The following is a 10,363-nucleotide window of genomic DNA, read 5'->3' as shown; positions in this document are numbered from 1 at the left end:
TTGTAGGGCACCACTGTGAAGTCCTTCAGCGACACCCAGCCCGACCGGGGCTGCGCCAACGCACCTGTGGACGACCACCGGTACGACGACGGCAGACTGCACGTGTTGCCCGGCGGCGGTGTCGTGGGCGGTGCGGTGGTCGGCGGCGCCGTGGTGGGCGGCGCTGTGGTGGGTGCGCCGGTCGGGCCGCCCGTCGGCGTGGTGGTGCCGCCGGTGCAGGTCACCCCGTTGAGCGCGAAGCTGCTCGGCACCGGGTTGCTGCTGGTCCAGGAGCCGTTGAAGCCGAACGACGTGCTGCCGTTGGTCGGGATCGACCCGTTGTAGTCGACGTTGCGCGCGGTGACCGCGGACCCGCTCTGGGTCAGGCTCGTGTTCCACGACTGGGTGACCGTCTGCCCGGCGCCGAACGACCACGTCAGCGTCCAGCTCGACACCGGGTCACCGAGGTTCGTGACGGTGACGTTGGCGCCGAAGCCGCCCTGCCACTGCGACGAGATCGCGTAGTTGACCGAGCAGCCGGCGGCGGCTGCCCCGGCGGGCAGGGCCACGGCGACGGTCCCCGACGCCAGCAGCGCGGCGCCTGCCGACGCCAATATGGCATTGACTGACCTAGATCTGGACATGGAATGACCTCCTGCGGGGGCAGCGGCTCCGACATTGGCGGTGGCGATTGTTTTGTGAGCGTTAACAGCCGCGTCAGGGATGTTACGGGAGCGCTCCCATGCACTCAACAACCCATTTCCGCACCCACCGCACTGGCACCCCCGCCCGCCCACGCCCCATCCGCCCACGCCCCACCCGCCCGGGATGCGGCGATCATGACGTTGGCCGTCGTGAATGCGGACGAATCCACGGCCCAACTTCATGATCGACGTGGTGAAGCCCTCAGGCGGGGGTGCAGGGGGTGTTCTCTGTGGCGCAGGCGGCGGGGGCGTCGTGGCCCGGGTCGGGGTCGCGGACGTCGAAGCGGATGGTGGCGGTCTCGCCGCCCGGCAACACGCCGCCGGTGAACGTCACCACGGCGCCGTCCTGTTTCGCCTCGGCCCCGCTCACGCTGCCCACCGTGGCGCCGTCGTGCAGCGTCACGGTGACCGTCCAGCCCGGACGCGGCGACGGTCCGGGATTGCGCAGCACCACCTGGCCCCGGTAGCCGAAGACCCGGTCGGTGACCGTCTCGTAGGTGGCACTCAGCGGCGCCGCCGCGACAGTCGAGGGCGTCGGGCTCGGCGTACGGCTGGGGGTGGGTGATGGTGTCGGCGAGGGCGACGCGCTGCGGCGGCTCGGGCTGGGCGTGGGCCGCGCGGTCGTGGGGCGGGCTGACGGCGTGGCGCTGGACGGCATGACGAGCGACGTCGTCGGGAGCGGCGCGGCCGGCGCGGGCGGGTCGTCGCCGGTGGCCCACACCGTCGCCCCGGCCGCCGCGGCGAGCAGCGTCACAGCGCCGGCCGCCAGCAGCACCCGGCGCCGCCCGGGCCGGCGGTGCTCGTCGCCGAGCAGCCGGACCACCGGCAGTTCGGCGGTCAGCCCGCCCTCGGCGCGGCGCAGGTCGACGTTCTGGAACGCCAGCCAGTCGAGGATCGCCGGCAGCCGTCCGGTGACTGCCTGTTCGTGCTGCTCGGCGCGGGCGTCGGCGTCCCAGTCGCCGTCTTCGAGCACCTCGCGTACGGACAGCCGGGTGCCGAGCGCGGTCGGGGTCAGGTCGCAGGCGAGACGGGTCGCCCGGCCGTCCTCCCGGCAGCGGACCACCAGCCGCTGCGGCGCACGCACCTCGACGGTCTCCACCTCGGTGTCGCCGTCGTAGCCGGGCAGCGCGGCGGTGGCCAGGATCCACCGGTCGGACCGGGGCGCGCTGTCGGCGAACCACTTGGCAAGCAACGCGCGTTCCGTGAGCGCCCGCCAGACCCGGGCGGGCGGGTGGAACAGGTCGACCTCGGTGACGATCTCGATCACGCGGAGACTCTAGGTCCTGTGTCAAGATCGGCGCGGGGCGCTGTCGCCGTCCTCGCGCCAGCGGGCCCGCCAGGCCGCCTCGCTCTCCTCGGCGCTCGTCTTCTCCTCGTGCATGAGCCGGCGCAACGCGACCCGGGAATCGGCGAAGATCACCAGCTCGGCGCCGACGAGGGCCACGCAGATCGCGGTGAGCAGGCCCAGCGCGGCGAGCGCCGGCAGGTGCCGGCCGACCGGCAGCGCCGCGGCGAGCAGCACCACAGTGCCGAGCCGGGTCCAGGACAGCGTCCGCAACGCCCGCCACTGGAACGCCATGTTGGCGGCGAGGTAGACCAGAACGCCACCGAAGAGCAGCGGCACCGCCGGCCCGTGGCCGCGCTCCGCCGGGCCGCCCGCCGGGTCGGTGACGATCCGGACCAGCTCCTCGGCGCCGATCGCGAACAGGATCACCCCGGCGATCATGGGCAGGTAGAGATACGCGTACGCGTCGCGGGCCAGCGCGACCCGCGGACGGCCCTGCGCGGCGTGCAGCGCGATCCGGGCGGCCGGGCCGATCATGTCGAAGTGCGCCCACCAGAGCGCGGCGGTGAACAGGATGCCGAAGATCGCCGCCGGGATCGCGGGCCAGGTGACCGGCTGGCCGAGCAGGTTGCCGCCGACGCCGACCGAGATGACCGACTCGCCGAGCGCGATGATCAGGATGAGGTCGTACCGCTCGGTCCAGTGCTCGGCCGAGGTGATCTTCCAGCCGTCGGCGCCGGCGAGCAGGCCGCTGCTGTACTGGATGGCGACGACCGCGATCCAGAGCCCGTCGCGCAGCCACGGGCCGACGTCGGGGGCTACGCGCGGCGGCAGCAGCGCCGCCACCAGCAGCAGGGTGGCGGTGACCAGCGCCTCGGGCAGGAACAGCCGCAGCTTGCGCCGGGCCGGCGGGTCGTCGCGGGTGGCGTACCAGTACAGGGCGGTGTGCACGAGCCGGATCACCACGTAGCTGATCGTGACCAGGATCGGCCCGGCGCTGCCCTTGTCCAGGTCGCCGAACGTCTGCGGCAGCGCGAGCGCGAACGTGAACAGCGCGATCATGCCGACCACCATGAGGATCGGCACGAAGCCCTCGCCCAGGCGCAGCCGGGCGGCGACCGCGCTGTGCACCACCCAGCACCACCAGAGCACGGCGAGCACCAGCAGCGCGTGCAGCAGCTCCCGCGGTGTGACGTTCGCGGCGGTGGCGCGCGTGATGATGAAGAAGGAGACCACGAAGACGAGGTCGAAGAAGATCTCGAACCGGTCGACCCGGGTGGCGGGGGCGACGCCGGTCGCCGGCCCGAGCCCTTTGCGCCACCGGTCGCCACCCACCGGGCGAGTGTGTCAGCCCAGGTCAGGCCGGGTGCTGCTTTCGCCGGCCATTCCACCGGTCCGATGGGGAGCGGCGCGCTCAGCCCCCCGTGGGGGCGGCCAGGGCGAGCACGTCGCGCAGCACGTCGCGCGACGACCGTCCGGGGTGCTCCAGCCACTCGTGGGCGGCGATCCGCAGGGATGCGAGGAACGTCGCGGCGACGATCCGGGCCCGTAGCGCCGCGTCCGGTCCGGTCAGCCGGCGGGCCAGCTCCGTGGCCATCTCCCGCTCCAGGGCCGCGTACGCGCCGACCTGGTGGGCGGCCAGGCTGGGGTGGCCGTGCAGCCGGCGGCGCCGGTCGAGCCACGGCTCGGCCGGGTCGTCGTAGCCGTCCTCGGCCTGGGCCAGGGCGGCCCGGGTCAGCGCGGCCCACGGCGACAGCTCGGCCGGTTGTTCCGCGACGAGGGTGAGGAGCCGGCGCAGCCGCACCGTGTCGCCGTGGAAGAGGGCCTCCTCCTTGCCGCCGAAGTAGTTGGAGAACGTCCGCCGGGAGACGTTCGCGGCGTCGGCGATCGCTTCGACGGTGATCCGATCGGGGCCGTGCTCGGCGGCGAGGGACAGCGCCGCCTCGTGCAGCGCCAGGCGGGTGGCCGCCTTCTTCCGCTCCCGCAGCCCGGTGCACTCCTCCATGACAGCCAGCGTAGGTGACCGACTTCTCAATGGGCAAACTTGCCTACCGGGCAAGGTTTAGTGTTGATTGCTTGAAGCAACGAAGCGGCCACCCCGTATCGACACACCTGGAGGACGCGCGCATGAGCGCACCCACCATGACGGCTGAGGCCGCCCCGATGAGCAAGCGCAAGACGCTGGAGGCACTCAGCGGTCTGCTGCTGGTGCTCTTCGTGGCCATGCTGAGCAGCACCGTGGTCTCGACGGCCCTGCCGAAGATCATCGGAGCGCTCAACGGCTCGCAGACGCAGTACACCTGGGTGGTCACCGCCACCCTGCTCACCGCCACCGCGACCACCCCGATCTGGGGCAAGCTGGCCGACCTGTTCAACAAGAAGCTGCTGATCCAGATCGCCATCGTGGTGTTCCTGGTCGGGTCGGTCGCGGCCGGCCTCGCGCAGAGCGCCGGGCAGCTCATCGCCGCCCGCGCCTTCCAGGGCATCGGCGTCGGCGGCCTCCAGGCGCTGGTGCAGGTCGCCATCGCGGCCATGATCCCGCCGCGCGAGCGGGGCCGCTACAACGGCTACCTGGGCGGCGTGATGGCGCTGGCCACCGTGGGCGGCCCGCTGCTGGGTGGCCTGATCGTGGACACCTCGTGGCTCGGCTGGCGCTGGTGCTTCTTCGTCGGTGTGCCGGTCGCCGCCGTCGCGCTGTTCCTGCTCCAGATCACCCTGAACCTGCCCACCGTGCGTCGGCAGAACGTCAAGATCGACTATCTGGGCGCCACGCTCATCGCCGCCGGCGTCAGCGTGCTGCTGATCTGGATCTCGTTCGTCGACGACTCGTTCGCCTGGCTGTCCTGGCAGACCGGCGCCATGGTCGGCGGCTCGGTGCTCCTGCTCGCGCTCGCCGTCTGGGTGGAGGCGCGGGCCGCCGAGCCGGTGGTGCCGCTGCACATCGTCCGGGAGCGCACCACCGCCCTGGCGATCCTGGGCAGCCTCGCGGTCGGCATGGCGATGTTCGGCGGCGCGGTCTTCCTGGGCCAGTACTTCCAGATCGGCCGCGGCTACAGCCCGACCGAGGCCGGCCTGCTCACCATCCCGATGATGGCCGGTGTGCTGATCTCCTCGATCGTGACCGGCCGGATGATCACCGCGACCGGGAAGGTCAAGCCGTACATCGTGTTCGGGGCGGTCGTGCTGGTCATCGGGTTCGTCATGCTCGGCACCATCGACCACGAGACCTCGCTGGTCTTCGTCGGCATCGCCATGTTCATCGTCGGCGTCGGCGTCGGCATGACCATGCAGAACCTGGTGCTCGCCGTGCAGAACACGGTGTCGCTCAAGGACATCGGTGCGGCCAGCGCCAGCGTCGCCTTCTTCCGCTCGCTGGGCGGCACCATCGGCGTGTCGGTGCTCGGCGCGGTGCTCGCCCGCCGGGTCACCGACCGGATCACACACGACCTCGCCGCGGCCGGCATCCCCACCTCCGGCGGAGGCGGCGGCAGCACGCTCAACCTCGACGCGCTGCCCGAACCGGTCCGGCAGATCGTCCGGGCCGCATACGGGGACGCGACCGGGCATATCTTCCTGATCTCGGCCGCCATCGCGGTGGTGGGTATCGTGGCGGCGCTGCTGCTGCGTCCGGTCACCCTGCGTTCCAGCCTCGACCTGCCGGACACCGGCCGATCGGTGGCGGTGGGAGCGGACGCCGTCGACGGCGCGCCCGCCTTCGACGAGGTGAGCGTGGACTCGGCCGGCCGGGAGGAACGCGCCCGCCGCTGAGCCCGTACCCCCAGGGCCGTCGCCGACCCCGGCGGCGGCCCTGGCCCATGCGGGGACGAACCGAAGGAGGAGCCGTGGACGTCACGCGGACCGCGCCCACCCGTCTCGCCGTATGGCAGCGGGCCGCGCGTGAGCTGGCGCTGGTCGCCGTGCTCTTCCTGGCCTACAAGGCGGGCCGGCAGGTGGTGGCCGGGCACGCCGAGGTGGCCCTGGCAAACGGCGAGTGGGTCTGGCGGCTGGAACGGCTGCTGCGCCTGCCCGACGAGATGCTCGTGCAGGGGCCGCTGCTGTCGCAGGAGCTGCTGGTACGCGTCGCCAACTCGTACTACGCCTACATGCACTTCCCGGCCACCGTGCTCTGCCTGGTCTGGCTCTGGCTGCGCCGCCCGGCCCACTACCTGCGGCTGCGCCGCGCCCTGGCGTCGCTCACGGCGGTGGCGCTGGTGCTCCACGTCTGCATTCCGCTCGCGCCGCCCCGGCTGACCGCGCTCACCGGGATGGTCGACACCGGCACCCGGTTCGGCCCGAGCGTCTACGGTCCCCCCGACACCGACCAGCTCAGCAACCAGTACGCGGCCATGCCGTCGCTGCACGTGGGCTGGGCGCTGGCGATCGCGCTGGCGCTGATGGCGGTCACCACCGGACGCCTCCGCTGGCTCTGGCTGCTCCACCCCCTGGCGACAGCGCTCGTGGTCGTGGTCACCGGCAACCACTACTGGCTCGACGGTGTCGTCGCGGTGGTGCTGCTCGTGGCGATCCTGGCCGTCCTGCCGACGGCCGTGCCGGAACCGCCCACGCTCCCGTCCGGACCGGTGCGCCCGCACGTGGTGCCGGCGCCCCGGCGAGCCGGCCACCGCCGGAACCCGAAGGTCCCGGCGGCGGCCGACGTACGGCTGCGGCCACCCGGCCGCGGCTGAGGACTCCTCAGCGCAGCGTGCAGACCGTGCCGTTGAGGCGGAACGCCGCCGGCGGCACGTTCGGCCCGCTGTACGCGCCGACGAAGCCCACAGTCGTGCTCCCGCCGTCGGCGGCGAGCCGCCGGTTGTCGGCGGTGGGCGTCACCCGGACGTCGCGGCCCTGCTGGTCCCAGGTGGCGCTCCACCCGCTGCTCACCTGCTGCCAGGCCGTCGGCCAGGTCCAGGTCAGCGTCCAGCCGTCGACGGCCTTCGCGCCCGTGTTGATCACCTCGACGTTCGCCACGTACCCGTTGCCCCAGTCGTTGTCGTCGTTGAACCGCACCGCGCAGGAGCTCTCGGCCGGGCTGCCGGTGGCGAACGTCAGCGGTGGCGACGACCAGGAGACCTGTCCGGCCGTGTCCCGGGCCAGCACGTTGACCGTGTAGCGGGCGCCCGGTTCGAGGTTGCCCACCGTGAGGGACGTTCCGGCGGTCTCGCCGAGCTGCTCGCTCACCGCGCCGTACTGCCGGTGCACCTCGTACTTGGCGATCGGCGACGCGCCCGGCGTGGCCGCCGGCCAGGAGATGGTCGCCGCGCGGTCGGTCACCGCGCTCGCCGTCGGCCGGCCCGGGGCGCCGGGCCGCCCGGCCGAGCTGCCGGCCGGTCGCAGCACGAGCGTGGTGAGCGAGTACGGCGGCAGCGTCCGCGCCGCCGCGCTGCCGGCGCGGGCGGTGCTGATCGCGGTCGCGCCGTTGGTGAACGTGTGCACTGTTGGCGCCTCGTCGGCCGGGGTGAACCCGGCGTAGTCGAGCGCCACCGGGTGTGCGTTCTCCGGGTCCTTGTTGAGCAGCAGGACCGCGAGGCTGCCGTCCGGCCGGCGGACCGCGTGCGCGGCCACCAGCGGCTGGTCGGTTCCGGCGCGGACGAGCTGGTCACCGGGCCGGGCGAACAGGTTCATCATGGACAACGCGTGGTACGGCGCGAACGGCGTGTTGAACGCCGGCTGGCACACCTCGCCGTCGTTCGTGCAGTTGCCGCTGGACAGCAGCCCGAAGTCGCCGTAGTCGGTCTGCCCGGCCACCTCGGAGACCGTGCCGATGCCGTTGTGCACGTTCCACCACTGCACCGTGAACACGCCCTGCTCCAGCAGGCCGCTGTAGGCGTCGGCGAGGAACAGCGCGCCCGGCGCCGTGGTGCGGCCGGCGTCCACGTTCAGCTCGGTGAAGCTGATCCCGATCCGGTCCGCCCCGGGGCCGGCGTACCGGGCGATCTGCTGGCGCAGCAGCCAGGCCGCGTCGGGCAGATGGTTGGTCCGGGCCAGCGAGTCGGCGGCGTTGCCGCCCGGGTACCAGTGCACGTCCACGAAGTCGATCTTCGGACCGGCGAGGGAGAGCACCGTCTGGTTCCACGGCCCCGGGTCGGATCCGGCGGTGATCCCGTCCGGCCAGTTGCCGGGCATGGTGAGCACCGCGCCGACCTTGATGCTCGGGTCGACCGCCTTCATCGCGTCGGCGTACTCGACCACCAGCCGTGCGTACTGGGTGGCGCTCTTGTCCGGGTGGTCGTCGGCCTCCCAGGCCGAGCCGTAGTGGCCGTTGCCGTAGTTCTCGTTGCCGACTGTCCACCACTTCGCGCCGTAGCCTTTTGTGACGTTGGCGTAGCGGACCCACGCCGCCGCCTCGGCGGGCGTGCCGGTGCCGTAGTTCGCGATGATCATCGGCTGGGCGCCGATGCGGCGGGCACCGGCCATGAACGTGTCGAAGTCGGTGTTCGGGGCGACGTAGCCGCCGGGCGCGGTGTGGGTCTCCCAGTGGTAGATGTCGGCGTACGAGCCGCCGGGGTAGCGCAGCATCTTCACGCCCGCGGCCTTGAGCAGGTCGGACGTCTCGGCGCTGCCGAGCTGCGAGTCCCAGATGGCGTGGTTGACGCCGAGCGCGGTGGCCGGGACGGTGGCCAGCCCGGCGCGGGTGTTCACCGTGACGGTGACCGGGTCGGCGGGGTCGGCGGCGGCGACCGGCCCGCCGACGGTGCTGAGCGCGGCGGCGACAAGCAGCAGGCTGGCCGCGAACGCGGTGGATCTCCTCATGTGGGGGTGTCCTCCGGGGAGTGGGACGACGAGGCGATGCCCGGTCTGCGTCGTCCTCCCGGACGCCTTGCGGCGGCGGGATGCCCAGGAACGACGGTCGGCTCCGCGCGGCGAGCCATCGATCAGGATCATACGCCCGGCGCCGGTCGTGCAGGACTTAATTTATAGATAGGAGTCTTTACTGTTAAGAATGTTTAATTTATGTTCGGGGCACCTTCCGTTCCGCCCGAAGGAGTTGCCACCATGCGTCGAAGAATCACCCTCCCGCTGCTCACCGCCGGTGCCGTCACCGGCACGCTCGCGCTCGCCGCACCCGCGCAGGCCCACGGCTACGTCTCCTCGCCACCCAGCCGGCAGGCGCTCTGCGCGCAGAACCGGGTGCCCGACTGCGGCCAGATCAAGTACGAACCGCAGAGCGTCGAGGGCCCCAAGGGTCTGCGGAGCTGCCACGCCGGCATCGCCCAGTTCGCGGTACTCAACGACGACAGCCGCAACTGGCCGGCCACCTCCGTCGGCAGCACCGTCACGTTCACCTGGGTCAACACCGCCCGGCACGCCACCGCCAACTGGGAGTACTGGATCGGCGGCACCCGCGTCGCGGTCGTCGACGGCGGGGGCCGCCAACCCGGCGCGACCGTGTCCCACACGGTCGGCCTGGGCGGTTTCTCCGGCCGGCAGAAGCTGCTGGCGATATGGAACATCTCCGACACCGCCAACGCGTTCTACTCCTGCGTCGACCTCCAGATCGGCGGCGGAGGCGGCAACCCCACCCCGTCGCCCACCCCGACCGCGGCGCCCACCACGCCCGCGCCGTCGCCCACACCCACCCGGACCAGCACCCCGGCGCCGGGCGGGACGTGGACCGCTGGGCGGGCGTACCAGGTCGGCGACACGGTCACCTACGACGGCCGCGGCTACCGCTGTCGCCAGGCGCACACCGCCATCGCCGGCTGGGAACCGCCGAACGTTCCGGCGCTGTGGCAGCAGATCTGAGCCCGCGTACCCGCGCGGCGGAGCCGGCCGTTCCCCGGCTCCGCCGCGCGCCCGCCGTCGGCCCGGCCACGGCACTGCTCGCGGCGCTGCTGGCCCTGACCGGTTGCGGCGGGCCGCCCGCCGCCGATCCGTCCCCGCCGGCCCCGTCCGCCACGGCTTCGGTCCCGTCCGGCCCGGATGCCACGGTGAGTGGGATCGACGCGCTGTTCCTGGCCATGATGGTGGCGCACACCGAGCAGACGCTGGAGATCGTCCGGCTCGGCCTCGACCGCGCCGGTGACCCGCGGCTGCGCACGCTCGCCGCCGCCGTCCGGGCCACCGAGACCGACGAACTGGCCACCATGCGCCGATGGCTGCGCGAGGCCGACCCGTCAGCCGCCGCTGCCGCCCGGCACGACCACTCCGGACACAGCGACGCCGCCGCCGGACTGGCCCGGCTGCGCGCCGCCGCGCCCGCCGACGCCGACCGGGTGCTGCGCGACGTGCTGAGCCGGCACCAGCGCACCGCCGCCGACCTGGCCCGCGCCCAGGTCACCGCCGGGACCAGCGAACGGGTACGCGACCTAGCTCGCCGCATCGACCGCTCCCGTACGGCCGAGGTCGAACTGATGGCCGGGCTGGGCTGAGCGGCGGTCCGCGTGGGGCATGACCT

The 10,363-nt window shown here is 72.8% G+C and carries 9 protein-coding genes; 4 read left to right on the top strand and 5 right to left on the bottom strand.

From position 1 onward, the window contains the following. The 4 genes from ACGFIA_RS24380 to ACGFIA_RS24365 all read right to left on the bottom strand — a co-directional run. On the bottom strand, positions 1-623 hold a 623-nt coding region (locus ACGFIA_RS24380), incomplete at its 3' end, for a non-reducing end alpha-L-arabinofuranosidase family hydrolase (RefSeq protein WP_357479272.1). Positions 624-885: 262 nt separating this feature from the next. Further along, positions 886-1,950 carry an SRPBCC domain-containing protein gene (locus ACGFIA_RS24375; RefSeq protein ID WP_393262276.1) on the bottom strand — a complete coding sequence of 355 codons (1,065 nt, stop codon included), beginning with the start codon at positions 1,948-1,950 and terminating at the stop codon, positions 886-888. A gap of 21 nt (positions 1,951-1,971) precedes the next feature. Beyond that, positions 1,972-3,303 (bottom strand): low temperature requirement protein A, encoded by a 1,332-nt coding sequence (locus ACGFIA_RS24370; RefSeq protein ID WP_393262274.1) that lies wholly within the window; start codon positions 3,301-3,303, stop codon positions 1,972-1,974. A 79-nt stretch (positions 3,304-3,382) separates the two neighbouring features. Further along, the gene (locus tag ACGFIA_RS24365) at positions 3,383-3,973 is read right to left on the bottom strand and encodes a TetR/AcrR family transcriptional regulator (protein WP_393262271.1); all 591 of its coding nucleotides are present in this window, start codon (positions 3,971-3,973) and stop codon (positions 3,383-3,385) included. Positions 3,974-4,095: 122 nt separating this feature from the next. On the opposite strand from ACGFIA_RS24365, the gene ACGFIA_RS24360 reads away from it, so the two are divergent. Continuing rightward, the gene (locus ACGFIA_RS24360; RefSeq protein ID WP_393262269.1) at positions 4,096-5,736 is read left to right on the top strand and encodes an MDR family MFS transporter; all 1,641 of its coding nucleotides are present in this window, start codon (positions 4,096-4,098) and stop codon (positions 5,734-5,736) included. A gap of 74 nt (positions 5,737-5,810) precedes the next feature. After that, positions 5,811-6,653: a phosphatase PAP2 family protein gene (locus tag ACGFIA_RS24355; protein WP_357384429.1), complete on the top strand. Its 843-nt coding sequence runs from the start codon at positions 5,811-5,813 to the stop codon at positions 6,651-6,653. Between the two features lie 7 nt (positions 6,654-6,660). On the opposite strand, the gene ACGFIA_RS24350 is transcribed toward ACGFIA_RS24355, so the two are convergent. After that, complete coding sequence (locus ACGFIA_RS24350; RefSeq protein WP_393262266.1) at positions 6,661-8,718, bottom strand: cellulose binding domain-containing protein; 2,058 nt, start codon at positions 8,716-8,718, stop codon at positions 6,661-6,663. A gap of 243 nt (positions 8,719-8,961) precedes the next feature. On the opposite strand from ACGFIA_RS24350, the gene ACGFIA_RS24345 reads away from it, so the two are divergent. Both ACGFIA_RS24345 and ACGFIA_RS24340 read left to right on the top strand, forming a co-directional pair. Continuing rightward, positions 8,962-9,711, top strand: coding sequence for a lytic polysaccharide monooxygenase (locus ACGFIA_RS24345; RefSeq protein ID WP_357384433.1), 750 nt, complete (start codon positions 8,962-8,964; stop codon positions 9,709-9,711). Beyond that, positions 9,696-10,337 (top strand): DUF305 domain-containing protein, encoded by a 642-nt coding sequence (locus tag ACGFIA_RS24340; protein WP_393262263.1) that lies wholly within the window; start codon positions 9,696-9,698, stop codon positions 10,335-10,337. Before ACGFIA_RS24345 ends, ACGFIA_RS24340 begins: the two co-directional genes overlap by 16 nt. Positions 10,338-10,363 lie beyond the last annotated feature (26 nt).

The organism is Micromonospora sp. NPDC049203, from assembly GCF_043197215.1.
Lineage (GTDB): Bacteria > Actinomycetota > Actinomycetes > Mycobacteriales > Micromonosporaceae > Micromonospora.
The sequence above is the reverse complement of the archived record's forward strand: the minus strand, read 5'-3'. Positions and strand labels throughout refer to the sequence as shown.

Excerpts from the sequence above, each read along its gene's own strand:
- ACGFIA_RS24365 (WP_393262271.1), bottom strand. The coding sequence starts at position 3,973 with ATGGAGGAGTGCACCGGGCTGCGGGAGCGGAAGAAGGCGGCCACCCGC.
- ACGFIA_RS24360 (WP_393262269.1), top strand. The coding sequence starts at position 4,096 with ATGAGCGCACCCACCATGACGGCTGAGGCCGCCCCGATGAGCAAGCGC.
- ACGFIA_RS24350 (WP_393262266.1), bottom strand. The coding sequence starts at position 8,718 with ATGAGGAGATCCACCGCGTTCGCGGCCAGCCTGCTGCTTGTCGCCGCC.
- ACGFIA_RS24345 (WP_357384433.1), top strand. The coding sequence starts at position 8,962 with ATGCGTCGAAGAATCACCCTCCCGCTGCTCACCGCCGGTGCCGTCACC.